Here is a 24,497-nt window from a genome sequence, read left to right as displayed (position 1 = left end):
CAAGCAATTTGATTACTCGAAAGAGCATCAGATTGCGGTGTGTGAAGACGCAATGAACCGAAAGTTCGTACCGTTCACAAAACCGCAAAATCTATCGCATACCCAATTTGCTGAAGCGTCGAAAGACGAGTCGGCACACCGAATTTCTTGACGACCATAGAGCATTGGAACCACCTGATCCCATCCCGAACTCAGCAGTGAAACGATGCATCGCCGATGGTAGTGTGGGGTTTCCCCATGTGAGAGTAGGTCATCGTCAAGATTAAATTCCGAAACCCCAATTGCGAAAGCAGTTGGGGTTTTGTTTTGCCCGCAGGAAAATCTGTCTTGCTCGATTTCTATGCAATTGCTCGAAGCGTGGCCAGCGATCGTCGTTAGAGGAAAACGCACTAAAGTGACCGGGCAGTTTTTGGTATGGTGCAGCTCTTTTATTAACGGACTGTTTTGAAGCCCACGGATCGGCGCTTCCCTTTTCAAAGAGTTGCTACAGAAATGCCCCAACCGATTCCGATCAAAGACCACGAAAAAGAAACCCGCCTGGTCAACAAAAGACTCATGGCTTGCGCGTTGTTCGTCGTCGCCATTACTTGCGCGCTGGTGGTGCGCCTGTACGTTCTGCAAGTCGTCGAATTCGACTATCACTCCACGATTTCTGAAAACAATCGCGTGCATGTCCTGCCGATCACGCCTACCCGTGGCTTGATCTATGACCGCAATGGCGTGGTGCTCGCAGACAATCGGCCTAGCTACAACCTGACCATCACCCGCGAACGCGCAACCGACGTCAATGAAGAGCTGGATGAGGTGGTCAGTCTCCTGCATTTGCCCGCAGAAAACCGCACGCTGTTCGACAAGGCCATGAAGCAGGCACGCCATCCGTTCGTACCCGTGACGCTGTTCTATGAGCTGAGCGAAGAGCAGATCGCGGTGCTCGCGGTCAACGAGTTCCGTTTGCCGGGCCTGGATGTCGAGCCGCAGTTCGTTCGGCACTACCCACTGGGGGAGCATTTCGCTCATTCGGTTGGCTACGTCGGACGCATCAACGAAAAAGAATCCAAAGTCCTGGATTCGGTCGAGTACCGCGGTACCCAATCCATCGGCAAGACCGGGATCGAGAAATTCTACGAGTCGCAGCTACACGGCCATGTCGGTTACGAGGAAGTCGAAACCAATGCCCAGGGCCGCGTATTACGCGTGCTCAAGCACACTGATCCGGTGCCGGGTGAAAACATTGTCCTGAGCCTCGATATCAAGCTTCAGGAGGCTGCCGAACACGCCTTGGGTGATCGCCGTGGTTCGGTCGTCGCGCTCGATCCGTCGACCGGCGAAGTGCTTGCCATGGTCAGCAATCCAAGTTTCGATCCAAATCTGTTCGTCACCGGTATCAGCTCCAAGGAATACTCGACGCTACGCGATTCCATCGACCGGCCACTGTTCAACCGTGTGCTGCGCGGTCTCTACGCGCCGGGTTCGACCATCAAGCCCGAAGTGGCGATTGCCGGGCTCGACGCCGGCGTTGTCACGCCACAGACCCGAGTGTTCGACCCGGGTTATTACCAATTGCCGGACTTCGATCACAAGTACCGCAACTGGAACCACAGCGGCGATGGTTGGGTGGATATGGACGCGGCGATCATGCGCTCCAACGACACCTACTTCTATGACCTGGCACACAAGCTGGGCATCGATCGCCTGCACGACTACATGGCGATGTTCGGCCTGGGTGAGAAAGTCTCGCTGGATATGTATGAAGAGTCGTCGGGTCTGATGCCATCCCAGGCGTGGAAGCGCGCCACGCGCCGTCAGCCGTGGTTCCCAGGTGAGACGGTGATCCTCGGCATCGGCCAGGGCTACATGCAGGTCACGCCGCTGCAATTGGCTCAGGCGACGGCCCTGATCGCCAACAAAGGGGTGTGGAACCGCCCGCACCTGGCCATGACCGTGGACGGTGTCGCGCCGGTGGATGAGCACCCGATGCCAAACATTCTGCTCAAGGACCCGCGAGACTGGGAGCAGGTCAACCACGGCATGCAAATGGTGATGCACGATTCCCGCGGGATTGCCCGAGCCGCAGCGGCAGGCGCGCAATATCGTATTGCCGGCAAGAGCGGCACCGCGCAAGTGGTGGCGATCAAACAGGGCGAGCGTTACAACCGCGAGAAAACCCGCGAGCGCAACCGCGACAATGCCTTGTTCGTAGGGTTTGCCCCGGCCGAACACCCGAAGATTGTGATTTCGGTCATGATCGAAAACGGTGAAGCCGGGGGGCGGGTCGCAGGACCGGTAGTGCGGCAGATCATGGATGCCTGGCTACTCGATCAGGACGGTCATCTGAAGCCGCAATACGCGGCGCCAAGCAAATCCCCCGGCGATCCTCACGTCTGACTCATCAAGACGGGCCTGAGGCGTGGGCACGCTGATAATCAGAGTGCCTGTAAAAAAGATCGCACTTAAGGGGCTGATGGCACCGGACACCCCAAATCCCCCTCCTGACACTTCAGGTACGTCTTGAGCGTCTCAACTCGCGCCCGGGTCAACTCCGTCACGCAAGTTCTGTAGATCAGCGGATAAACACTGCCGCCTTCCACGCCCGACGCCGAAAACTTGCACTCGGCATCGCGAAATGCAATCCACGAGCGCTGCGCGCCCAACAGCAGCTTCTTGCGGTCGGGGTCGCCCTTGAGGCGATTGGTAATCTGTTGGTAAAGCGCATTCAACACTTTGTCAGCCGCTGCATGCTGCTGCGATGCACACTGGTTCATCGTCGCCTGGTCAGTGGCGTTGTCGCAGTTCACGGCGGCGTAGGTCTGGGAGGTGAGTATCAATGGTGTCAGCGCCAGAAAAAAGCGTGAGTACATGGGAAATGGTTCGCTATTGCAGGAAAAATTGAGCTTAAGTGTAGCGAAGACAAGTGAGTAAGTTTGTAGTCTCGCGCAAACCTGTGGTGACGGAGCTTGCTCCCGCTGGGGAGGGCGAAGCGTCCTTCGAATCAAATGCTGCGCAGCCGAGCGGGACGCTGCGGGGATCCGACAAGTTCCCTCGCAACAGTCGACTGCGGGGGGGGAAAGGGAGTGCTGTCCATCAAGGCGTCAGCCATGGCCTCGATGCCTTCGCGCAGGTGCAGCTTTTCCAGCCAATCTTTGCGGATGCCCTTAGCGCCATAATGGGCCCCGGCCAACTGGCCGACGATAGCCGCAGTGGTGTCAGCGTCGTCGCCCAGATTGGCAGCTTTGAGGATGGCGGCTTCAAAATTGTCCGTGTGATGAAAACACCACAGGGCTGCTTCGAGTGAGGCAACGCAGTATCCACTGCCCTGGATACTACTTTCAGGTTTTGCGAGGTAATCGCCTCGGGCGATGGCGGCGACTTTTGGCTCGTGAAATTGCGTCTCCGATATGTTGAGCAACTTATGCTTGGGTAACCCTCGCAGGGCATTAAAGATCAGCTCGGTGAACAACAGACAGCATTCGACTGCTTCCGGTGCGGCGTGCGTCGTCCGTGAACTCTGTGCGGCAAATGTCCTCCCCCGCTCGCGATCCGGAAAGTAATACAGCACCACGGGCACCAGTCGCATCAGTGAACCATTACCGGCCGTATAGGGATCGCTGGAGCCGGCGAAGGGGTCCCCTGTTTCCTGAAATCGGGCGAGGGCGTCACTGACGGTCATACCGATGTCGAAGCATTCTCCGGTCGAACTCAAGTGCCCGTGTTGCCACCAGTCGACATAGCGATTCATTTGGTCGCCTGCATCGAATCCACTTGTCGTCAGCAGACTTTCGGCCAGGCACAGCGCCATCGAGGTGTCGTCGGTCCATTGCCCCGGCTTGAGCTTGAAGGGGCCGCCGCCCACCATGTCATTCAGGATCGGGAATGAACCGCGCGGCCGGAACTCGACACTGGTGCCAACAGCATCGCCGCAGGCCAGACCCAAGAGGGCTCCTCGATATCGTTCCGTGAGTGAAAGCTGCATAAATATTCCTTTGTCGGGGGACGGTCAGGATGTAAACGTTAGCAGTTCCGGTTCCGTTGCCACTGCTCTCCAGCCCAGAACGGATCGCCAGAAATGCAGCCGGATATTTCAGGAAAAGTTACTCGTCACACAACTTTCGGGTTGGACTTGTGGTCTTACAGGCCTACTGTTGTCCAGTACAGGAGGTGACAAATGAAACCAGTACCCAATAGTTTTGAGCGCAAAATCACGCTTAAATCGCCGCGCTCCCATGTTTGGCGTGCATTGGTCGATGCAGAGGCGTTCGGACAATGGTTCGGCGTAGCGCTTGAAGGCAGGCGCTTCATTGCTGGCGAGTGGACGCAGGGGCAGGTGACATATCCCGGATACGAACACGTGCTGTGGAATGTGCTGGTCGAGCGGGTCGAGCCGCAGCAGTTGTTCTCCTTTCGCTGGCACCCTTACGCGGTGAATCCGAAGATCGACTACTCCCAGGAGCCCACCACGCTGGTGAAATTCGAACTGGAAGACTTTGAGGACGGCACGCTGCTCAAGGTTTCCGAGTCGGGGTTCGCGCACATTCCCGACGTCCGCCAGAAAGAGGCGTATTACATGGACAGCCGTGGCTGGGAAGAGCAGTTGAGCAGGCTCGAACAGTTTCTTGTTGAAAATGCCAAGGCCCGCGAGCGTGAGGGTGACTGACGGCTATGCCTTGAGCCTTGGCTGAAACGCTGGACGCTGGTGTCGGACGCCTGCAGGTCATGAAACTCATGGCTTCGAGGCTGGATACCTGAGGCATCTAAGGGTTTTCGGAAGGGGTGCTATGGCGAATGTCTTACACGCTGTAACAACTATGTCGTCTATTGCAGATTGGATCCGATGCGTATTCTGGCCCCATCCACTGAAGCACAAGGAGTGCTCAGGATCATGGATGATCGGCCATTTGCATGGATTGCTCACGACAGGGAGTCGTAATGGTCTTGGAAGAACCCGCTTCGGCGGGTTTTTTTATGGGCGCAAGAAAAGTCTGGCTGCGAGATGTTCATCTCGCAGCCATTTTTTATGGGCGGTCGAGTTTCGCGGCCGCGCGTTCGGTAATGTCTGCGCGCAATTGTAACGAACCAGCGGCACGTTTGCGGGCCTCTTCCAGTACGCTGGCCGGCGCGGTTTCCGGGCTGCCTGCCTGAAACGGCGGAGCCGGGGCGTATTCCAGCTGCAACTGCACCAGCTCCGCGGTGGCTTGATCGAACAGCTCAGCGGCCAGGGTCAGGGCAAAATCGATACCGGCGGTGATGCCGCCACCCGTCAGCAGATTGCCGTCGCGCACCACCCGATCATTCACCGCAATCGCTCCCAGCGGCGCCAGCAGTTCGTGGTAGGCCCAGTGGGTGGTGGCGCGTTTGCCTTTGAGCAGGCCCGCCGCACCGAGCACCAGCGCGCCGGTGCAGACTGACGTGACGTAACGCGCGTTCGCCGCCTGAGCCTTGATGAACGCCAGCGTTTGCTCATCTTCCATGAGCGGCCCGACGCCACTGCCACCGGGAACACAAATCACGTCCAGTGTCGGGCAGTCGTCGAAGGTGACGGTCGGTTTCAGCATCAGGCCGGTGCTGGCGGTGATGGGCATCAAGTCCTTCCAGATCAGATGCACCTTCACACCGGGTAACGAGGCCAAGACGTCGTAAGGGCCGGTGAGGTCGAGTTGTTGCACCTGTGGAAACAACAGAAAACCGATCTGCAAGGTCATGAGGTTTTTCTCCTGAAGTGGGTGGACGCCTTCACTGTAGGCGCCTAGGATTTGGCGAATACGCCAATCAGCCCACGAATTACGCCAATATGCCGAAAACCATTCACGTGCTCGCATTCGCCAATGTGCAACTGCTCGACGTCACCGGGCCGTTGCAGGTGTTCGCGTCCGCTAATGACATCGCCCGCCAGCAAGGCGCACCTGCACCTTATGCGCCGTCGGTGATTGCCAGCGGCGGCGGGGCGGTGATGTCATCAGCGGGCCTGGCATTGTTGGCCGAGCCGTTGCCCGAGCAGGGCAGTGACACCTTGATCATCGCCGGTGGCTGGGGTGTTTACGCGGCGGCGCAGGATCAGCCATTGGTGGCCTGGGTACGCGAGCATGCAGCAGGATGCCGTCGGGTCTCATCGGTGTGCACCGGCGCATTCCTGTTGGCAGCCAGCGGCTGGCTCGATGGTCGTCGTGTGGTCACCCACTGGACCCGCTGCGAACAGCTGGCGCAGCAGCATCCGCAATTGCGGGTGGAGCCCAATCCGATTTTCATTAACGACGGCCCGGTCTGGACCTCAGCCGGAGTGACCGCCGGTATCGATCTGGCGTTGGCGATGGTGGAAGCCGATCTGGGTCGTAACATGGCCCTGGAAGTCGCCCGGCAACTGGTGGTGTTTCTCAAACGCCCCGGTGGACAGTCGCAATTCAGCGTGACCCTGTCTCTGCAAAAAGAAGGCAGTCGCTTCGACGAACTTCACGCCTGGATCAGTGAAAACCTCACCAAAGACCTCGGCATCCCGACCTTGGCCCAGCAGGCGGGCATGAGCGAACGCAGCTTCGTGCGCCACTACCGCGCCGAAACCGGCCAAACGCCGGCCCGGGCCATCGAATTGATCCGCGTCGAGACCGCACGACGCCTGCTCAGCGATACCGGCGTGCCGATCAAGCGGGTCGCCGTGCAATGCGGATTCGGTAGCGAGGAAACACTGCGCCGCAGTTTTCTGCGGGCGATGGGCGTGACGCCGCAAGCTTATCGTGAGCGGTTTTGCGTCAGCCTTGCAGGTGGCTGACGCCACCTGTCCAGTCCAGCACCGGCAGTTCGACGATTGAGGCCGGTTCGAAGAAGTTCATGCTGCGGGGCCGGCCGTTTTGTTGAAAACGTATGGGCAGTGGGCTGCGCCGAACCCACACTCAAGGCTGCCAAAAACTCTTCTCGCCACTCAATTTCCGATCGAGAAAACACGCCGCGCTGATCAACGCCAGGTGCGTCAGCGCTTGCGGGATATTGCCCATGTGCCGGGCGTGGCTGTCGAACTCTTCGGCGTACAACCCCAACGGGTTGGCGTAGCGCAGCAGTTGCTCGAACTCCAGATGAGCCTTCTCGACCCGGCCGGCGCGGGCCAGGCATTCCACGTACCAGAAGGAACACGCGGCGAACGCGCCTTCGGTGCCCGGCAGGCCGTCGATGTGGGTGTGTTCGTTGCGGTAGCGGTAAACCATGCCGTCGCGCACCAGGCTTTTTTCGATGGCGTCCAGGGTTGCCAGCCAGCGCGGGTCCTTGGCACTGACGAAACGCACCAACGGCATCAGCAACATTGAACCGTCGAGGCCGGTGCCGCCGATGTGCTGGACGAAATGGCCAAGCTCTTCGTTCCAGAAGTTGTCCCAGATGTCGGCGTAAATGGCCTGCCGCGTCTGGTCCCAACGGGCGAACGGGGCGGGCAGCGAGCGTTTCGAGGCGAGTCGGATCGCCCGGTCCAGCGCCACCCAACACATCAGGCGCGAGTGCAGAAAGTGATGTTGCTCGCCGCGCATTTCCCAGATGCCAACGTCCTCCTGATTCCAGGTTTCGCAGACCTGATCGATCACTACCACGGTGTGTTTCCAGCCTTCGTGGGAGATGGCTTCGCCGTACTTATTCACCAGATACACCGCATCCATCAGCTCGCCGAAGATGTCGAGTTGTACCTGCGCATAAGCCAGGTTGCCGATGCGCACCGGTTTTGCGCCGCCATGCCCGGACAGGTGCGTGAGTTCGATTTCCGGCAGCTCCTGACGGCCATCGATGCCATACAGAATATTGAGTTTCATCGGCTGGCCCCGGCAGTCGCTGACCCGTCCGCGCAACCAGCGCATGTAGGCGTTGGCCTCTTCGACGAAGCCCAGGCGCATGAAGGCATAAACGGTGAACGAGGCGTCACGGATCCAGGTGTAGCGGTAATCCCAGTTGCGTTCACCACCGACGGTTTCCGGCAGGCCGAAGGTTGCGGCGGCGAGGATGGCGCCATGTTTACGCGAGGTCAGCAGCTTCATCGCCAGGGCCGAACGGTTGACCATTTCCCGCCAGCGGCCGCGGTAGTTGGACTGGCCGATCCAGTCACGCCAGAACTTCAGAGTGCGCTCCAGGCACATCGACGCGGCGCCTTCCTTGAAGCGCGGATCGTCGACGGCGCCAAGCAGGAATTCGGCGTTCTGGTCCTGTTCGAGGGTGAATTCGGCGACGGCGGCATCGGCGTCTATGCGTAACGCCTGATCTGCAGACAGGCGCAGGGACGGCTGATTGTCCGCTTCGAAAATCACGGTTTTTTTATCAAGGCGGGCGCGGGTCGTGGCGCGGGCATAGTCGTGTCGAACGGCGCAGCGCAGGTGAAAGGTTGCCTTGCCACTGACCACCCGGACCTGGCGCATCAACACCGGCAGATCATCCTCGCTGTCACCAATGGGCAGCAGGTCGGTGACTTCGACCACGGCGCGATCGCTGAGCCAGCGGGTTTGCAGAACATTGGTGTCCGGCAGGTAAATCTGTTCGCGACGGGCGTCGGGCAAATCTGGCGACAACTGAAAAATCCCGGCCTCGGGACTGTCCAGCAGCGAACAGAAAATCGACGGGCTGTCGAATTCCGGCCAGCAGAAAAAATCCACGCTGCCCTTGTCATTGACCAGCGCAGCACTGCGCATGTCACCGATGATGCCGTGGGCGTCGATGGGGCTTTGGCGTTCGGGTTGATCAGCCATTGTCGCGAAACTCCGGGAAACTGAGACCTAAGTAGCTGACTGGTCTGGATGGGCTGGAGTTCATTTGTGCGGTGACTGTTCTGGCCTCTTCGCGGGCAAATATGGGCGCGAGCTTGCCCGCGACAGGACCTTCACATTCAACCAACAATTCCAGCCTTTCCCCCCATTCAGCCTTATGGCAACGTGCAGGCCCCTGACGAGACCTGCATCCATGGCCAACCCCTATCGCGAACTGTTCAACGCCCCCGGCGCCCGGGCCTTCGTGCTGGCCGGGATGATTGCGCGCATGCCGATTTCCATGACGGGCATCGGCCTGATCACCATGCTTTCGCAGCTGCAGGGCGGCTACGGTTTGGCCGGTGCGGTGGCGGCGACGTTTGCGTTGGCCACGGCGTTTTGTGCGCCGCAGGTGTCGCGGCTGGTGGACCGTTTTGGGCAGCGGCGGATTTTGCCGGTATCGGCACTGATCGGTGGCGGGGCGTTGTTGCTGGTGTTGTTGTGCACGCGTTTGCAGGCGCCAAACTGGACGTTGTTTGTGTTCGCCGCCATCGCCGGGTGCATGCCGAGCATGTCGGCGATGGTGCGGGCGCGCTGGACCGAGTTGTATCGCGGTCAGCCGCAACTGCAAATGGCCTATGCGCTGGAGTCGGTGCTGGACGAAGTCTGCTTTATTGTCGGGCCGCCGTTGTCGGTGGGCTTGTGCATGGTGGCGTTTCCCGAGGCAGGCCCCTTGGCGGCCTTATTGATGCTGGCGATCGGCGTCACGGCGTTTGTGTCGCAACGCAGCACCGAGCCACCGGTGCATCCCCATGAGGAACATCATGCGGCGTCGATCATTCGCTCCGTCGACATCCAGTTGCTGATGTTGTTGATGGTGGCGATGGGCACCATCGTCGGCGTGGTGGACGTGGTCAGCGTGGCCTTCGCGCAACAGCAGGGCCAACCGGCGGCGGCGAGTATTGTGTTGTCGGTGTACGCCATTGGTTCCTGCATGGCCGGTCTGGCGTTCGGTGCCTTGCGCTCGAAAGTGCCGTTGCCGCGCCTGTTTCTCTACGGCGGGATCGCCACGGCGGTGACGACGTTGCCGCTGTTGCTGGCGGTGAACATTCTCGGGTTGTCACTGGCGGTGTTCGTTGCCGGGCTGTTTTTCGCGCCGACGTTGATTGTCGCCATGGCGCTGGTGGAACAGATCGTGCCACCGGCCAAACTCACCGAAGGCCTGACCTGGCTGGTCACCGGATTGAGTATCGGGGTGGCGATCGGTGCGGCGGGGTCGGGCTGGCTGGTGGATGCATTCGGAGCGAGAAGCGGGTTTTGGCTGGCGATTGGCGCGGGTGCGGTAGTACTCGGTTCTGCGGTACAGAGTTATCGTCACTTGAAGGATTGACCCTGTGGGAGCGGAGAGGACCGCTCCCGGGCCAGCATCGCATTTAAACCGTCAGGCGCCAAAGCCGCCGTCGATGGTCAGGCTCGCGCCGGTGATGTAACCCGCTTCGGGTCCGACCAGGTAGGCGACGAAACTGGCGATCTCTTCAACCTTGCCGTAACGACCGACCGCCATCAGCGGGATCAGGCTGTCGGCGAAGTCACCCTCGGCCGGGTTCATGTCGGTGTCGACCGGGCCCGGCTGCACGTTGTTAATGGTGATGCCTTTCGGGCCGAGGTCTCGGGCCAGGCCTTTGGTCAGGCCGACCAGTGCCGACTTGCTCATTGCATACGGGCCGCCACCGGCGAAGGGCATGCGGTCGGCGTTGGTGCTGCCGATGTTGATGATGCGGCCACCTTCGGTCATGTGCCTGGCGGCGGCCTGGGTGGCAATGAACACGCTGCGCACGTTGATGGCCAGGGTCCGGTCGAAATCTTCGAGTGTGAAATCTTCCAGCGGCGCCACCGCCAGCACGCCGGCGTTGTTGACCAGGATATCCAGGCGACCAAAGGTTTCTACCGTCGCGTTCACGGCGTTGTGGATGGCTTCGGCGTCGGCGCTGTCGGCCTTGATGGCGAGGGCTTTGCCGCCGTCGGCGATGATGCCGTTTTGCAGTTCTTCGGCCTTGGCTGTGGAGCTGACGTAGGTGAAGGCTACTGTCGCGCCTTGCGCGGCCAGGCGTTTGACGATGGCCGCACCAATGCCGCGGGAACCGCCTTGAATCAAAGCCACTTTGCCGTTGAGGTTCTGAGTAGTCATTTCGTTCTCCAAAGTCCCGAGGCGAGATGTCCCGGTTGATGGAGACTAGTATCGATTGAGGATTGCAACCTGAGTAGACGGTAATTGCTATAGTCTGTGTAAACCAGAAGTTTATAGTGATGCACCATGGAAACCTTTAGCAGTATCGAATGCTTTGTCCGCAGTGCTGAAGTCGGCAGCTTTGCCGAAGCCGCGCGGCGCTTGAGCCTTACGCCGGCGGCGGTGGGTAAAAGCGTCGCCAAGCTGGAGGCGCGGTTGGGTGTGCGGTTGTTTCAGCGCAGCACCCGCAGCCTGACGCTGACCGAGGCCGGTCAGCTGTTTTTGGGGCAGGTCAGTGCCAGCCTGACGACCATCCAGAACGCGGTGGCCCATCTGGCTAACGCCGAAGGCCAGCCGGCGGGGACTTTGAAGGTCAGCATGGGCACGGTGTTCGGGCGGCTGTATGTCGTGCCACTGCTCGGCGAGTTTCTGCGGCGCTATCCGGCGATCAATCCGGACTGGCATTTCGACAATCGCCAGGTCGACCTGATCGGTCAGGGTTTCGATGCGGCGATTGGTGGCGGCTTTGAGCTGCCCCAAGGCGTGGTCGCACGCAAGCTGGCACCGGCGCATCGGGTGTTGCTGGCCTCGGCAGACTATCTGAAGCGACATGAAGCGATCACGGAGCCGGACGATCTTCATCATCACGACGGCATCCTGATCCGGTCGCCGCAAACCGGACGCGTGCGTTCCTGGCAGTTGACCGGCCGCAGCCCTCAACACTGCCGACCGTTGATGCTCAAGGCGCGAATGACCATGAGTGATTCGGATGCCGCTTGCGCCACAGCTGCCCAAGGCTTGGGCATTGCGTTGGTGAGCATGCCGTTTGCAGTGAATTATCTGGAAGCGGGCACGTTACAGCGGGTGTTGCCGGACTGGTACATCGATGACGGCAATATTTCGATCTACTACGCCGAGCACAAATTGTTGCCGGGCAAGACCCGGGCGTTTGTCGATTTCATTATTGAGCAGTTTGCGCAGCGGGGGTTGGCGCAGAGGTTCAGTGCGGTTTGAGCATGGCTGTAGACCGAGGCGTGGCCATCGCGGGCAAGCCCGCTTCCACAGGTTCTGTACCGGCCTCAAATGATGTAAACGACGCAGATCCTGTGGGAACCGGGCTTGCCCGCGATGAACGATCACGCGGTCTACCGCATGAACTTCTGCGGCCAGCCAATAATGTTCTTCGGCCGTGGTGTCGCATACGTGCGCACCTTCGACGTCGACAGGCCCAATCGCACCAGCGACTCGGCAATGGTCACTGCCGCGGTCACGCCATCGATCACCGGCACACCGGTACGCTGGCGAATCTGCTCATCAAGCCCGGCCATGCCGCCGCAGCCGAGGCAGATGACTTCCGCTTTGTCTTGGGTCACCGCCAACTCGGCTTGATGCACGATGGCCTCGAGTGCGCGTTGCGGCTCGTGTTCCAATTCCAGCACCGCCAACCCGCTGGCGCGCACCGACGCGCAGCGATCCCAGAGACCCGAGAGTTTCAGGCGATCCTCGATCAGCGGTACGGTGCGGTCGAGGGTCGTGACCACCGAGTAAGCATGACCGAGGAACATCGCGGTGCTGGCCGCTGCATCGGTGATGTCCACCACCGGCACGTTGAGCAGCTCCTGCAAGCCTTCGCGGCCGTGTTCGCCGTAACCGGCCTGAATCACCGCATCGAAGGGCTGGTCGTAGGACATCACTCGGTCCATGACCGCGATGGCGGCCAGGTAGCTTTCGAAATTGCCTTCGATGGAGTCGGCACCGAAGTAGGGCGTCAAGCCAACGATTTCGGTGCCGGGCGCGGCCACGGACTGGGCCGAGCGGGCGATGGCCTGGGTGATGGATTCGGTGGTGTTGACGTTGACCACGAGAATTCGCATGGGAAGTCCTTATAGCGGGTGGTTCCGCGGCCCGACGCTACTGCCGGGCCGCGATGGAGTTAATGGCTGACATTGTCGACCGCGATCGCTTCGCCGCTGACGTCGGTGTAATGCGGTTGGCGTTTGGCGATGATCAGGTAGAGCAACCCTGCAATCGCGGCGCCAATCAGCCAGGAGAACGGCGACACCAAGTGGAAACCCGGTACCAGCGCCAGGACGATGGCGATCAAGGCTGCGGGAATGAACGCCGCCACCGCGCGCAAATTGACCCCGCGGCTGTAGTAATAAGCACCGTTCGGGTCTTCGCTGTACAACTGCGGCACATTGACCTGACCTTTTCGTAGCAGCCAGTAGTCGACCATGATCACGCCATACAGCGGGCCGAGCAGGGCGCCGAGGCCCGAAAGGAAGTACACGATCACCAGCGGGCTGTTGTAGAGGTTCCACGGCAGGATCAGCACGGCGATGGTCGCGCTGATGAGGCCGGCACGCCGGAACGTCAGGTACTTCGGCGCCAGGTTACTGAGCACGAAAGCCGGGGCGACGAAGTTGGCCATGATGTTCACGGCCACGGTGACGATCAGGAACGCCAGGCAACCGAGGACCAGGAAGAACGTGTTGGGGATCGAGGCGATGATTTCGGTCGGGCTTTCGATGATCCGGCCGTTGATCTGAAATTGCGCGCCGCACAGCAGGACGGTGATGACGGCGAACACCAGAATGTTCACCGGCAGGCCCCAGAAATTTCCGATCTTGATGGTTTTTCGGCACGGCGATGAACGGGCGAAGTCGCAGAAATTCAGGATCAGCGTGCCGTAGATCGCCAGCCACAGCGCGCCACCGGCAAAGATGTTGCGCCACATTTCGCCACCGGTGAGCGGTTCGCGGATCGACCAGGCAATGGTCGCGTCGGCCTGAAAGTACATCCAGGCGGCGAGGGCGGCGACGGTCAGCAGAATCACCGGCCCGGCAAATGCTTCATAGCGGCGCACCATTTCCATGCCGTAGGCGAGGATCGCCAGTTGCACGAACCAGATTGCTACGAAGCATATCCAGCCGAGGGTCGACAGGCCGAGGATGGCGTCGTGGTCGTAGTCGGCAAAACCTGGATGGACGGCCGTCAGCAAGACGCGAAAGACCACCGAGGCCAGGTACGTCTGAATGCCGAACCAGGCAATGGCGATCACGGCTCGGATCAACGCCGGAATCTGCGCCCCGTGAATGCCGAAACTGATCCGGCTGATGACCGGAAACGGCACACCGGTCTTCTGGCCCATGTAGCCCGACAGGTTCATGAAAAAGTACACCAGCGCCGCGCCAATCCCCAGGGACAGGAGAATTTGCCAGCCACCCAGGCCCAACGCATAAAGACCGATGGCGAAGGAGTAGTTGGCGATGTTGTGCACGTCATTGGTCCACAGCGCGAAAATACTGTAGCGACCCCAGCGTCGCCCTTCGACCTTGGTCGGCGCGAGGTCTTTGTTGTGCAGGCGGGGGCTGAGGACCACGGGAGATTCAAGCGTTTGATCAACAGTCTGTGTGGTGTGGGAGGAGGGGAGATCCAGCGCAATATTGTTGTTTGAGAGACTTGTACGCATTCCGGCAGGCTCCTGATGCTCGACGCCGCGATGACTGTGCATGAGCGTTGGCTCGACAAATCTTCGTCGCGGTGTAGCGAATATCATTGGTTACGGGGCATCTGCAGCCTGTACGGGATAGGGCGCTTCAGGCTTGCGGATCTAGAGTGTGTGTATGTCTTGATATGATTGTATACAAAACATGTATGCACTTAAGCCAGATCCATGCCAGCCGGCCGTTCTATGAATGGCGCTGCTCATTTCGTTTTGTTATGGATTTGCGCCAAGCTGCTGAAAAATCGGAAATATAAACTGACCGTTCGAGCAGGTTTTTATTTTCGCGGGGGAAGGCTCGAGGACGTAGCGGCGCAAGGGCGGAGAAGGAATGTAACTTTTAGGGGCGTGGAAACGAAAAAGTGCACACATAAATGGCACCGATGGTGACATTCGTGTGTACACATTTTTTTGTTCGATGACTGACTTTGTAGGAGCCGGCTTGCTGGCGATAGCGGTGGTCCGGTCACAGTTTCAATGACAGAAAGATCGCTATCGCCAGCAAGCCGGCGCCTACAGGGGATATCGCCGGGCTGGGAATCAGGTGTTGGACTTGCTGATGATATTGCCCGCATGCAACCCACATTCTTTCTGGGTTGCTTCTTCCCACCACCAGCGGCCTTCGCGCTCATGCTGGTTCGGCAGCACCGGACGGGTGCAGGGTTCGCAGCCGATGCTGATGAAGCCGCGCTCGTGCAGGCTGTTGTACGGCAGTTCCAGCATGCGGATGTAACCCCAGATCTCTTCGCTGGTCATTTGCGCGAGCGGGTTGAATTTGTACAGGGGGCGTTCCGGGGTGGAGAACGCGGTGTCGATCTCCATCACCGCGACGGCGCTGCGGGTGCCCGGGCTCTGGTCGCGGCGCTGGCCGGTGGCCCAGGCTTTCACGCCGGAGAGTTTGCGGCGCAGCGGCTCGATTTTGCGGATACCGCAGCACTCGCCATGGCCATCCTTGTAAAAACTGAACAGGCCTTTTTCCTTCACGAACGGTTCGAGTTTGGTGTAGTCCGGCGACACCAGTTCGATGTCGATCTTGTAGTGCTCGCGCACCTGATCGATGAAGCGATAGGTCTCGGGATGCAGACGGCCGGTGTCGAGGCTGAACACTTTGACGTTCTTGTTCAGCTTCCAGGCCATGTCCACCAGCACCACATCCTCGGCGCCGCTGAAAGATATCCACAGTTCGTCACCAAACTCGGCAAAGGCGAGTTTCAGGATGTCCTGGGCGGATTTATTGGCATAGGTCGTGGCGAGTTCCACGACGTCGAACGTTGGGCTCATCAGGGCGGCTTCCTACAGGTCGGTGGCGCTGGGCGCTCTATATGGGGCCGATGGTAACAAAAAGCGGCGTTGCTCGGGGCGTCCTGTGCGTTGCGCGGTGGGGGAGGAATCGCTAGAGTTCGGCAGTCTTTTAGCTCGCTCGACCAATAAACAATATAAATGGGAGTGTCTTGTGGAAATTGCCTGTCTGGATCTTGAAGGTGTGCTGGTTCCGGAAATCTGGATCGCCTTCGCCGAAAAAACCGGGATCGAATCCCTCAGGGCCACCACTCGGGACATTCCCGACTATGACGTGCTGATGAAGCAGCGCTTGCGGATTCTCGACGAGCACGGCCTGAAGCTTTCGGACATTCAGGAAGTGATCGCCACCCTCAAGCCGCTGGACGGCGCGATTGAGTTCGTCGACTGGCTGCGTGAACGCTTCCAGGTGGTGATTCTGTCGGACACGTTCTACGAATTCTCCCAGCCGCTGATGCGTCAACTGGGTTTCCCGACCTTGCTTTGCCATCGTCTGATTACCGACGACACCGGGCGTGTGACGAGCTACCAGTTGCGCCAGAAAGATCCCAAGCGTCAGTCGGTCCTGTCGTTCAAGAGCCTTTACTACCGGGTGATTGCGGCGGGGGATTCCTACAACGACACGACGATGCTGGGCGAAGCGGATGCGGGGATTCTGTTCCATGCGCCGGATAACGTGATCCGCGAATTCCCGCAATTCCCGGCGGTGCACACGTTTGAAGCGTTGAAGCAGGAATTCATCAAGGCTTCGAATCGGGCGTTGAGTTTGTAAATGACCTGTGGCGAGGGAGCTTGCTCCCGCTCGGCTGCGCAGCAGTCGCAACCCGGTGCATGCATTCTATCTGACGGTATGCGGTGTCTGGTTTTGGGGGCGCTTCGCACCCCAGCGGGAGCAAGCTCCCTCGCCACAAAAGGCTAGAGGTCCTGCAGGGTATCGAGCAGCACTTTCACCTTGGTGATCGATTCCTGATACTCGGCCTGCCACTCCGAATCCGCGACGATCCCGCCACCACCCCAGCAACACACTTGCCCATCCTTGACCAACAAGCTGCGAATCGCGATGGAGCTGTCCATTTCGCCGCGCACGTCCAGATACAGCAACGAACCGCAATACAGTCCGCGTCGAGTCGGTTCCAGCTCATCGATGATTTGCATCGAGCGGATTTTCGGTGCGCCGGTGATCGAGCCACCCGGAAAACTGCCGGCGATCAGGTCCAGTGCATCCCGATCATCCGCCAGCTCGCCGGTCACGCTGCTCACCAGGTGATGCACGTTCGGGTAGCTTTCGAGGCTGAACAACTCCGGCACCGCTACCGAACCGGTACGGCAGGTGCGGCCCAAGTCGTTGCGCAGCAGGTCGACGATCATCAGGTTTTCCGCGCGGTCCTTGGGGCTGGCCAGCAGTTCGGCAGCGTGGGCAGAGTCTTCGGCAGGCGTCAGGCCGCGCGGGCGGGTGCCTTTGATCGGGCGGGTTTCGACATGGCCTTCGCTGACTTTGACGAAACGCTCCGGCGACAGGCTGAGCACGGCGCCCCCGTCAGGCAGGCTCTGGAACCCGGAAAACGGTGTCGGGCACGCCAGACGCAACGCGCAATAAGCGGTCCACGGGTCACCCTCGCACGGTGCGCGGAAGCGCTGGGCGAAGTTGACCTGATAGCAGTCACCGGCCTGGATGTATTGCTGAATCCGCTCGATTGCCTGGCGATACTGATCGGCACTCAGGTCGGCATTCATCGGTGCTTGCAGGTTGAACGGAATGACCGCCTCGGTAGTCGGTTGGCTGAACAGCTGGATCAGGCGCTGACGTTCGCTGTCGGCCAATGTCGGGTGAAACACCAACTGGCTGGTCATCTGCTGGTGATCGCTGATCAGCGCCCAGTCGTACACACCAAAACGCGCATCCGGCAATTGCAGGTCGTCCAGCGCCTGGCTTGGCAGAATCTCCAGATGTCGGCCGAAGTCATAGCTGAGGTAACCGATCAGACCGCCGGCGAACGGCAGCTCATGGGGAACAGTCGCTTTACCGAGCCGCGTCAGATTATCGCGAAGGCGTTGCAGGAAATCGCCGCCATTTTCGTCGGGCGCAACCGTGAGTTGTTCCAGCGGCCACGCGCTGAGCAAGTCGTAGCGCCCGCGGTCGGCGCTGGGGCGGCCGCTGTCGAGCAGCACGGCGCCAGGGGCATGACGAATGGCCGCGAAGTACTCGGCGGGGTTGGCGCGATAGGGCAGCGGGTGTACGGAGCAGGTCAGCATGGGCGGGTTGGATCAGCCATCGAGGCGGGGTGGCGATTGTAGTCCCCTCGGGAGTTTGCTCCTAGAGGGGATGTCGGGGATTGGCAGGTTGGAAGCGTCGACGTGAAACCTGTGGCGAGGGAGCAAGCTCCCTCGCCACAAAAAGCAGAGGTCAACTGTCAAAGAACAGGGATCAACCCTCGACCGGCGGAATATGCCCAAACATTTCCTGTACGAACGCCACGCGCTCTTCCACGGTTTCGGTCACGCCACGGGCCTTCAACTCTTCCAGACGTGCCTCGACGGCATGGGTGCGCAGCGTCAGCCCGCAATCGTTGGCAATCTGAATGTTCAAGCCGGGACGGGCGTTGAGCTCCAGAATCAGCGGGCCTTTTTCCTGGTCGAGCACCATGTCGACACCGATGTAACCCAGCCCGCACAGCTCATAACAACCGGCGGCGAGTTTCATGAAACCGTCCCAGTAGGGCAGTTGCACGCCGTCCACCGCGTTGGTGGTGTCCGGGTGCTTGGTGATGATGTTGTTCAGCCAGGTGCCGCGCAGGGTCAGGCCTGTGGCGAGGTCGACACCGACGCCGATCGCGCCCTGGTGCAGGTTGGCCTTGCCGCCGGACTGACGGGTCGGCAGGCGCAGCATCGCCATCACCGGGTAGCCCATCAGCACGATGATGCGGATGTCCGGCACGCCTTCGTAACTGATGCTCTTGAAGATCTGGTCCGGGATCACGCGGTATTCGATCAGCGCGCGATCACGGTGCCCGCCGAGCGAATACAGGCCAGTGAGGATGCTGGAAATATGATGCTCGATCTCTTCGTGGGCGATGATTTTACCGGACACCGTGCGATAGCGGCCCTCGAAGCGGTCGGCGATGACAATAATGCCGTCGCCTCCCGCGCCCTGCGCCGGTTTGACCACGAAGTCAGTACGCCCGCCGATGATCTCGTCGAGCTTTTCGATTTCTTTCTCCGTGGAGATCACACCATACAGTTCCGGCACATGAATGCCGGCGGCGATCGCACGTTCCTTGGTGATGATCTTGTCATCGACGATCGGGTACAGGCTGCGCTTGTTGTACTTGAGCACGTAGTCCGCGTTGCGCCGATTGATGCCCATGATGCCCCGGGCTTCCAGGGCCTTCCAGGTTTTCCAGAAGCCGAACATCAAGCGTCCGCCTTTTTCAGGAAGGCCTTGAAACGCACCAGTTCGGTCAGGCGATAACCGCGATAGCGTCCCATCGCCAGCATGAAGCCCACCAGGATCAACAGGATCGCCGGGAAGGTGAACACGAAGTACACCAGTTCCGGCACGCTCATGATCAGGTGCGCCAGGGAGGCGGCGAACAGCGTGCCGATCGCCACTTTCATGGCATGGCCACCGCCACGCTCTTCCCAGGTGATCGACAGGCGTTCGATGGTCATGGTCAGAATCACCATCGGGAACAGTGCAACCGACAGCCCGCGTTCCAGGCCGAGTTTGTGGCTGAACAGGCTGATAGCAGCTATCAATACCACCACAAACGTCAGCACCACCGACAGCCTCGGCAGCATTTGCAGCTTGAGGTGTTCAAGGTAGGAGCGCAGCGACAGCCCCAGTGCCGTGATGATGGTAAACAGTACGATGCCGAAGCCGAGCTGGGTTTCGCGGAAGGCCAGGGCAATCAGCACCGGCGTGAACGTGCCCAATGTCTGGATGCCGATCAGGTTGCGCAGGATCAGGATCACCAGCACGCCGATCGGGATCATCACCATGATCATGAAGGTCTGCTGGGTCTGCAGTGGCAGGCCGTACAGCGAGTATTCGAGGAAGTTGGCGTCGGTGTTTTCATCCGTCAGCTTGGCCAGGCGAATGGCGTTCATTTCGCTGTTGTTCATGCTGAAGGTGACAGTGGCCTTCTTGCCGCCATCGACGGTGATCAGGTTTTCGTCGCCGGTCCACCACAGCAGGCGGTCGGTCGGCAGGCCCTGTTCGCCGGATTCCGGGTTGAAGTACAGCCAGTCGGTTCCGTTGAAGCTGCGCAACCAGAGTTCAGGGGTTTGCGGTTGGTCGGCCACCAGGCGCACGGTGTGGACCTTTTCCACCGGGACGTGGGCGATGGAGAGCAGCAGTTCGACGATCTTCGCCTTGTGCGCCGGGGTCGGGTCGCCGGCCAGCAGCATCTTGGCGTTGTCATCGTTGCTGTTGTTGACGCGCTTGATGGCTTCGCTGATGAAGGTCTCGACGTCAGCCGAGTGCTGGCGGATCGGCGCGAGCAGGGCTTCGGCGGCGATTTTCTCAGGGCCTTCGATGGCGATGCTGTCGCGGAAGGTCGGGCCTTTGATTTTGGCTTTTTCAGCGGTGTAGCGCTTGGTCAGCACCAGACGGTAATACAGCGTCTGGTTACCCTTGGCCCGACGCGCCGACCAGGTGACCTTGCGGTTGCCGTCGACGCGGTTCACGGCCACGCCGTAGTTATTGGAGATGAAGCTCTCGTTAAGACTGACGTAGTCGCGGCTCAATGGCGGCACGAACATCTGGATCTTGACCGGGTCTTTGGCACTGGCGACGAACTCGACCTTGGCGTCGATGTTCCACAGGTCGTCGGTGGCGTCTTCGGTCACGGGAATGCCCAGCACGAAGATCTGATAGGCCGTAACTGAAATGCCCAGCACCACGAGGATGGCAATCAGCATTTTCAGATGAAGGGTAAGAGAGCGCATTGGAATTACTCTGCGGTATGAGCGTCGGTAGCGCAGGCGGGTTTGCCGGCAGCGTATTTAAGACTTGGATCGACCAGCGCATCGAAGCGTTTGAGTGCTTCGGAGCCAATCAAGAGCGGATATTGGAAGGCACTTCGGTCGGTAAGGTTCACTTCGATGGTGCGTAAAGCCGAACCCATACAGATATCGAGCTCGATCACCGGACGGGCGGTGTACTTTTTGCCTTCTTCCGGATCGTAGTCGCCGGCCCGGCGCTTGATCTTGCTGACACGGGCCAGCGGTCGTTCAATCGGGTGTGAGTGGGCGGCGTCGATGGCCAGGTAGAAGCGCACCCAGGACTCGCCATTGCGCTTGAAGCGCTTGATGTCGCGGGCACTCAGGGAGGCTGTCTTCGCCCCGGTGTCGAGTTTGGCCGCCACTTCCAGGTCGATGCCACCCAGGGAAGCGTACTCATTGAGACCGTACACGGTCTTTTCCCCCGCCGCTGCAAACCCCGGCAGGCAAAGAAGATAAAGGAAGGTGGGAAAAGGCTTGAGTCTCATAAATCCTGGTGCGCAGCGGGCCATACTTCGATTCAAGACCCTGGCATTACTGCGCAAGCTCCTTCGTATGCCTATCAGTGTTTTATGACAGACAGTGCAGATGTGACAAACAAATGCGGGCGGCATTCTAGCACGGTGGTTTGTTGGCGCCAGCGCTGGCCGGCTGCTATGAGGCACGCTGCAGGTCGCGCTGTCTTCGTGGAAGCCGGCTTGCTGGCGATAGCGCCTGTCCCGTCGCCAAATCCATTGCCGACCCTGCGCCATCGCCAGCAAGCAGGCTCCTACCAGGAATGTGGTTATTAGACGATTGTCGACAATATCTAATTATCCTTTGACTATGTCCGGCGTATTCGCTAGTTTTTGCGGCATTGGCTTTCAAGGTGTCGACAATATGCTGGGTCAACTCGATCCCCCGGTTTCTACCCAAGACGATTCGGAGACGCTTTCCGAGAACGTCTTCCGCCGTATTCAAGCGGCCATCGTCAAAGGCGATATCGCGCCGGGCAGTAAAATCTCCGAACCAGAGCTGGCCCGCACCTACGGCATCAGCCGCGGCCCGCTGCGCGAGGCCATCCACCGTCTGGAAGGCCAGCGCCTGCTGGTGCGCGTGCCGCACGTCGGGGCGCGGGTGGTGTCGCTCAATCATGCCGAGTTGATCGAGCTTTACGAAATCCGCGAATCCCTGGAAGGCATGGCCTGTCGCCTGGCCGCTGAACGCATGAGCGTAGAAGAAATCGACGAACTGCGTCGGGTGCTCGAAACCCACGAGCGCGACGAGGCGTTCCAGGCTGGGCGGGGCTATTACCAACAGGAAGGCGATTTCGACTTTCACTATCGGATCATCCAGGGCAGCGGCAACCGCACGCTGACCCAAATGCTGTGCGGCGAGTTGTATCAACTGGTGCGCATGTATCGCATCCAGTTCTCCACCACGCCCAATCGCCCGCACCAGGCCTTTGCCGAACACCACCGAATTCTCGATGCCATCGCCGACCGTGACGGTGAGCTGGCCGAGTTGTTGATGCGCCGCCACATCGGCGCCTCCAAACGCAACATCGCCCGTCATTACCAGGACGGCGTTAACCCGACAGCCAAACGAGGTGAGTCATGAGTTCCAACAAGAGCACTCCAGGCCAGCGTTTCCGCGATGCGGTCGCCAGCGAGCATCCATTGCAAGTGGTCGGCGCAATCAACGCCAACCACGCGTTGCTGGCCAAGCGCGCCGGTTTCAAGGCGATTTACCTCTCGGGTGGCGGGGTGGCTGCCGGCTCCCTCGGCGTGCCGGACCTGGGCATCACTGGCCTGGATGACGTGCTGACGGACGTGCGCCGCATTACTGATGTTTGCGATTTACCGCTGCTGGTGGACGTGGACACCGGTTTCGGTTCCTCGGCGTTCAACGTTGCACGCACCGTGAAGTCGATGATCAAGTTCGGCGCGGCGGCGATTCACATCGAAGACCAGGTCGGCGCCAAGCGCTGCGGTCACCGTCCTAACAAAGAGATCGTCTCCCAGCAGGAAATGGTCGACCGTATCAAGGCAGCCGTCGATGCCCGCACCGATGACAGCTTCGTGATCATGGCCCGTACCGACGCCCTGGCGGTGGAAGGCCTGGAGTCTGCCCTGGATCGCGCTGCCGCGTGCATCGAGGCCGGTGCCGACATGGTGTTCCCGGAGGCCATCACCGAACTGGACATGTACAAGCTGTTCGCCAACCGCGTGAAAGCACCGATCCTGGCCAACATCACCGAATTCGGCGCGACGCCGCTGTACACCACCGAGCAACTCGCCGCAGCCGACGTGTCGCTGGTGCTGTACCCGCTGTCGGCCTTCCGTGCCATGAACAAGGCAGCGGAAAATGTCTACACCGCGATCCGTCGCGACGGCACGCAACAGAACGTCATCGACACCATGCAGACTCGCATGGAGCTTTACGATCGCATCGACTACCACACCTTCGAGCAGAAGCTCGATGCGTTGTTTGCGGCGAAGAAGTAAGTCGAATAACTCCCTAATAAATTCAAGATTGGAGACAGCAATGGCCGAAGCAAAAGTACTCAGTGGCGCCGGGCTCCGTGGCCAGGTTGCCGGGCAAACCGCACTGTCCACCGTGGGCCAGTCGGGTGCCGGTCTGACCTATCGTGGTTATGACGTTCGTGAACTGGCGGCTGACGCACAGTTCGAAGAAGTCGCTTACCTGCTGCTGTACGGTGAACTGCCGAGCAAGGCGCAACTGAACGCCTACATCACCAAGCTGAGCAAGCTGCGCGACTTGCCGCAAGCGCTGAAAGAAGTGCTGGAGCGCATCCCCGCCGACGCCCACCCGATGGACGTGATGCGCACCGGCTGCTCGTTCCTGGGCAACCTTGAGCCGGAGAACAACTTCTCCGAGCAGCACGACAAAACCGACCGTCTGCTGGCCGCGTTCCCGGCGATCATGACTTACTGGTATCGCTTCAGCCACGAAGGCAAGCGCATCGAGTGCGTGAGCGACGAGCAGTCCATCGGCGGCCACTTCCTGCACCTGCTGCACGGCAAGAAGCCGAGCGAGTTGCACGTCAAGGTGATGAACGTTTCGCTGATCCTCTACGCAGAGCACGAGTTCAACGCATCGACCTTCACTGCACGTGTTTGCGCGTCGACCCTGTCCGACCTGTATTCCTGCATCACCGCCGCCATCGGCTCGCTGCGCGGTCCGTTGCACGGTGGCGCCAACGAAGCGGCGATGGAAATGATCGAGCGCTTCTCTTCGCCTGAAGAGGCGGTCGAGGGCACCCTTGGCATGCTGGCGCGCAAGGACAAGATCATGGGCTTCGGCCACGCGATCTATAAGGACAACGATCCGCGTAACGAAGTGATCAAGGGCTGGTCGAAAAAGCTTGCTGACGAAGTGGGCGACACAGTGTTGTTCCCGGTGTCCGAAGCCATCGACGCCACCATGTGGGAACAGAAAAAACTGTTCCCGAACGCCGACTTCTACCATGCCTCGGCGTACCACTTCATGGGCATCCCGACCAAGTTGTTCACGCCGATCTTCGTCTGCTCGCGCCTGACCGGCTGGGCGGCCCACGTCTACGAACAACGCGCCAACAACCGCATCATCCGCCCGAGCGCCGAATACACCGGCGTCGAACAGCGCAAGTTCGTGCCAATCGAACAACGCTGAATGGTGAGTGCCGAGCACTGATCCAGAAATTCACCGAAAGCCCTGTGGGAGCTGGCTTGCCAGCGATGGCTGAGTCACATCCAACATTGATGTTGACTGACCCACCACTATC

General features: G+C 59.8%; 21 protein-coding genes and 1 rRNA gene. 10 read left to right on the top strand and 12 right to left on the bottom strand.

Features of this window, described 5'->3' with window-relative positions:
• Positions 1-146: 146 nt before the first annotated feature.
• Positions 147-262 (top strand): 5S ribosomal RNA (gene rrf / locus KHO07_RS19460).
• 230 nt (positions 263-492) lie between these two features.
• Positions 493-2,385, top strand: coding sequence for a penicillin-binding protein 2 (mrdA, locus tag KHO07_RS19455; RefSeq protein ID WP_212625252.1), 1,893 nt, complete (start codon positions 493-495; stop codon positions 2,383-2,385).
• A gap of 65 nt (positions 2,386-2,450) precedes the next feature.
• Here mrdA and KHO07_RS19450 read toward each other — a convergent pair whose 3' ends face one another.
• Positions 2,451-2,858 carry a lysozyme inhibitor LprI family protein gene (locus KHO07_RS19450; RefSeq protein ID WP_212625251.1) on the bottom strand — a complete coding sequence of 136 codons (408 nt, stop codon included), beginning with the start codon at positions 2,856-2,858 and terminating at the stop codon, positions 2,451-2,453.
• A gap of 131 nt (positions 2,859-2,989) precedes the next feature.
• Positions 2,990-3,970, bottom strand: a complete 981-nt coding sequence (locus tag KHO07_RS19445; protein ID WP_212625250.1) for an ADP-ribosylglycohydrolase family protein — start codon at positions 3,968-3,970, stop codon at positions 2,990-2,992.
• Positions 3,971-4,162: 192 nt separating this feature from the next.
• On the opposite strand from KHO07_RS19445, the gene KHO07_RS19440 reads away from it, so the two are divergent.
• Positions 4,163-4,651 carry an SRPBCC family protein gene (locus KHO07_RS19440; protein WP_150733188.1) on the top strand — a complete coding sequence of 163 codons (489 nt, stop codon included), beginning with the start codon at positions 4,163-4,165 and terminating at the stop codon, positions 4,649-4,651.
• A gap of 358 nt (positions 4,652-5,009) precedes the next feature.
• On the opposite strand, the gene inhA is transcribed toward KHO07_RS19440, so the two are convergent.
• Positions 5,010-5,696, bottom strand: coding sequence for an isonitrile hydratase (gene inhA / locus KHO07_RS19435; protein ID WP_212625249.1), 687 nt, complete (start codon positions 5,694-5,696; stop codon positions 5,010-5,012).
• Positions 5,697-5,785: 89 nt separating this feature from the next.
• Here inhA and KHO07_RS19430 point away from each other — a divergent pair, with 89 nt between their 5' ends.
• Positions 5,786-6,757 carry a GlxA family transcriptional regulator gene (locus KHO07_RS19430; protein ID WP_150733190.1) on the top strand — a complete coding sequence of 324 codons (972 nt, stop codon included), beginning with the start codon at positions 5,786-5,788 and terminating at the stop codon, positions 6,755-6,757.
• A gap of 121 nt (positions 6,758-6,878) precedes the next feature.
• On the opposite strand, the gene KHO07_RS19425 is transcribed toward KHO07_RS19430, so the two are convergent.
• Positions 6,879-8,702 (bottom strand): glycoside hydrolase family 15 protein, encoded by a 1,824-nt coding sequence (locus KHO07_RS19425; RefSeq protein ID WP_212625248.1) that lies wholly within the window; start codon positions 8,700-8,702, stop codon positions 6,879-6,881.
• A gap of 211 nt (positions 8,703-8,913) precedes the next feature.
• Between KHO07_RS19425 and KHO07_RS19420 the strand changes: the two genes are divergently transcribed.
• Positions 8,914-10,089 (top strand): MFS transporter, encoded by a 1,176-nt coding sequence (locus tag KHO07_RS19420; protein WP_212625247.1) that lies wholly within the window; start codon positions 8,914-8,916, stop codon positions 10,087-10,089.
• Between the two features lie 51 nt (positions 10,090-10,140).
• Here KHO07_RS19420 and KHO07_RS19415 read toward each other — a convergent pair whose 3' ends face one another.
• Positions 10,141-10,887, bottom strand: a complete 747-nt coding sequence (locus KHO07_RS19415) for a 3-oxoacyl-ACP reductase family protein (RefSeq protein ID WP_212625246.1) — start codon at positions 10,885-10,887, stop codon at positions 10,141-10,143.
• Positions 10,888-11,013: 126 nt separating this feature from the next.
• On the opposite strand from KHO07_RS19415, the gene KHO07_RS19410 reads away from it, so the two are divergent.
• Positions 11,014-11,940, top strand: coding sequence for a LysR family transcriptional regulator (locus KHO07_RS19410; protein ID WP_212625245.1), 927 nt, complete (start codon positions 11,014-11,016; stop codon positions 11,938-11,940).
• Between the two features lie 131 nt (positions 11,941-12,071).
• On the opposite strand, the gene KHO07_RS19405 is transcribed toward KHO07_RS19410, so the two are convergent.
• The 3 genes from KHO07_RS19405 to KHO07_RS19395 form a co-directional block, all read right to left on the bottom strand.
• Positions 12,072-12,800 (bottom strand): aspartate/glutamate racemase family protein, encoded by a 729-nt coding sequence (locus tag KHO07_RS19405; protein WP_075949104.1) that lies wholly within the window; start codon positions 12,798-12,800, stop codon positions 12,072-12,074.
• Positions 12,801-12,859: 59 nt separating this feature from the next.
• Positions 12,860-14,398 carry an NCS1 family nucleobase:cation symporter-1 gene (locus tag KHO07_RS19400; protein WP_212625244.1) on the bottom strand — a complete coding sequence of 513 codons (1,539 nt, stop codon included), beginning with the start codon at positions 14,396-14,398 and terminating at the stop codon, positions 12,860-12,862.
• A gap of 573 nt (positions 14,399-14,971) precedes the next feature.
• Complete coding sequence (locus KHO07_RS19395) at positions 14,972-15,712, bottom strand: phosphoadenylyl-sulfate reductase (RefSeq protein WP_212625243.1); 741 nt, start codon at positions 15,710-15,712, stop codon at positions 14,972-14,974.
• 172 nt (positions 15,713-15,884) lie between these two features.
• Here KHO07_RS19395 and thrH point away from each other — a divergent pair, with 172 nt between their 5' ends.
• On the top strand, positions 15,885-16,502 hold the full coding sequence (thrH, locus tag KHO07_RS19390; RefSeq protein WP_150733196.1) for a bifunctional phosphoserine phosphatase/homoserine phosphotransferase ThrH: 618 nt from the start codon (positions 15,885-15,887) through the stop codon (positions 16,500-16,502).
• Positions 16,503-16,645: 143 nt separating this feature from the next.
• On the opposite strand, the gene pabB is transcribed toward thrH, so the two are convergent.
• The 4 genes from pabB to KHO07_RS19370 all read right to left on the bottom strand — a co-directional run bounded on the left by pabB (position 16,646) and on the right by KHO07_RS19370 (position 21,219).
• A complete protein-coding gene (gene pabB / locus KHO07_RS19385) occupies positions 16,646-17,983 on the bottom strand; it encodes an aminodeoxychorismate synthase component I (RefSeq protein ID WP_212625242.1) in 1,338 nt (445 codons plus the stop codon).
• A gap of 172 nt (positions 17,984-18,155) precedes the next feature.
• A complete protein-coding gene (locus tag KHO07_RS19380) occupies positions 18,156-19,142 on the bottom strand; it encodes an alpha-L-glutamate ligase-like protein (protein ID WP_150733198.1) in 987 nt (328 codons plus the stop codon).
• Positions 19,142-20,677 carry an inactive transglutaminase family protein gene (locus KHO07_RS19375; protein ID WP_150733199.1) on the bottom strand — a complete coding sequence of 512 codons (1,536 nt, stop codon included), beginning with the start codon at positions 20,675-20,677 and terminating at the stop codon, positions 19,142-19,144. Before KHO07_RS19375 ends, KHO07_RS19380 begins: the two co-directional genes overlap by 1 nt.
• Before the next feature lie 5 nt (positions 20,678-20,682).
• A complete protein-coding gene (locus KHO07_RS19370) occupies positions 20,683-21,219 on the bottom strand; it encodes an ATP-dependent zinc protease (protein WP_075949111.1) in 537 nt (178 codons plus the stop codon).
• A 391-nt stretch (positions 21,220-21,610) separates the two neighbouring features.
• Between KHO07_RS19370 and KHO07_RS19365 the strand changes: the two genes are divergently transcribed.
• Genes KHO07_RS19365 through prpC form a run of 3 tightly spaced genes read left to right on the top strand, consistent with a single transcriptional unit; the run spans position 21,611 to position 24,385 of the window.
• Positions 21,611-22,330: a GntR family transcriptional regulator gene (locus KHO07_RS19365; protein ID WP_212625241.1), complete on the top strand. Its 720-nt coding sequence runs from the start codon at positions 21,611-21,613 to the stop codon at positions 22,328-22,330.
• On the top strand, positions 22,327-23,217 hold the full coding sequence (prpB, locus tag KHO07_RS19360; protein WP_212625240.1) for a methylisocitrate lyase: 891 nt from the start codon (positions 22,327-22,329) through the stop codon (positions 23,215-23,217). Before KHO07_RS19365 ends, prpB begins: the two co-directional genes overlap by 4 nt.
• Before the next feature lie 40 nt (positions 23,218-23,257).
• Positions 23,258-24,385 carry a 2-methylcitrate synthase gene (prpC, locus tag KHO07_RS19355; RefSeq protein ID WP_150733201.1) on the top strand — a complete coding sequence of 376 codons (1,128 nt, stop codon included), beginning with the start codon at positions 23,258-23,260 and terminating at the stop codon, positions 24,383-24,385.
• Positions 24,386-24,497 lie beyond the last annotated feature (112 nt).

The sequence above is a fragment of the Pseudomonas sp. PP3 genome (assembly GCF_905336995.1).
Taxonomy (GTDB): Bacteria; Pseudomonadota; Gammaproteobacteria; order Pseudomonadales; family Pseudomonadaceae; genus Aquipseudomonas; species Aquipseudomonas reinekei.
This window is presented reverse-complemented; position numbering and strand designations above follow the sequence as displayed.